Annotated in this window: 1 protein-coding gene; it reads left to right on the top strand. The window is 61.0% G+C overall.

What is annotated here, in order from left to right; translation table 11 throughout:
• Positions 1-49: 49 nt before the first annotated feature.
• The coding region (acnA, locus tag A2I95_RS37705; RefSeq protein WP_291737553.1) for an aconitate hydratase AcnA at positions 50-1,432 on the top strand (1,383 nt) is incomplete at its 3' end.

The following is a 1,432-nucleotide window of genomic DNA, read 5'->3' as shown; positions in this document are numbered from 1 at the left end:
TTAGCAGGCAGCGAATTCCCCGATTTCAAATCCTTGAGGGAGGCCAAACATGCCTATCACCGTCGGACAGGACAATGCCAAAGCGCGCAAAACGCTCAGCGTCAATGGCAAGTCGATCTCTTATTACTCCATACCCGCAGCCACCGAAGCCGGCTTTGGCGATTTTTCCAAGCTGCCCGCCGCGCTGAAGGTGGTGCTGGAAAACATGCTGCGGTTTGAGGACGGCGGCTTTTCCGTCTCCACCGATGACATCAAGGCCTTTGCCGAATGGGGTGCTTTGGGCGGCAAAAACCCGCGCGAGATCGCCTACCGCCCTGCCCGCGTGCTGATGCAGGATTTCACCGGCGTTCCCGCCGTTGTGGACCTGGCGGCCATGCGCGACGGCATCGTCGGCCTGAAAGGCTCTGCAGCCAAGATCAACCCGCTGGTCCCTGTTGACCTGGTCATCGACCATTCGGTGATGATTGATGAGTTCGGCAACCCGCGTGCGTTCCAGATGAACGTGGACCGCGAGTATGAGCGCAACATGGAGCGCTACCAGTTCCTGAAATGGGGCCAGAACGCCTTTGACAACTTCCGCGTTGTGCCGCCGGGCACCGGCATCTGCCACCAGGTGAACCTGGAATACCTATCCCAGACTGTCTGGACCGACACAGACCAGAACGGCGAGGAAGTCGCGTACCCGGATACCTTGGTCGGCACAGATAGCCACACCACCATGGTCAACGGCGCCGCGGTTCTGGGCTGGGGCGTCGGCGGGATCGAGGCTGAAGCCGCGATGCTGGGCCAGCCGATTTCGATGCTGATCCCCGAGGTTATCGGCTTTGAGCTGACCGGCCAGATGGTCGAAGGCACCACCGGCACCGACCTGGTTTTGAAAGTGGTGGAAATGCTGCGCGCCAAGGGCGTGGTTGGCAAATTCGTCGAATTCTACGGCACCGGCCTGGACCGCCTGCCGCTGGCAGACCGGGCCACCATCGCCAACATGGCGCCTGAGTACGGCGCCACCTGCGGTTTCTTCCCGATCGACAATGAGACCCTGCGCTACCTGCGCAACACCGGCCGCGACGAGGACCGCATCGCGCTGGTCGAGGCCTACGCCAAGGAAAACGGCTTCTGGCGCGGCGCCGATTACAGCCCGGTCTACACCGACACCCTTTCGCTGGACATGGGCAGCATCGTGCCTGCGATCTCCGGCCCGAAGCGCCCGCAGGATTATGTCGCGCTGACCGGTGCCAAATCCGCCTTTTCGAAAGAGATGGAAGAAACTTTCAAGCGTCCCATGGGCAAGGAAGTCGCGGTCAAAGGCGAAGACTACACCATGGAATCGGGCAAGGTGGTCATTGCATCCATCACCTCCTGCACTAATACCTCCAACCCCTATGTGATGATCGGCGCAGGCCTGGTCGCGCGCAAGGCAGCCGCACTGGGA

The sequence above is a fragment of the Leisingera sp. F5 genome, from assembly GCF_001593695.1.
Note: the sequence above shows the minus strand (reverse complement) of the source record. Positions and strands in the feature narration are given on the sequence as shown.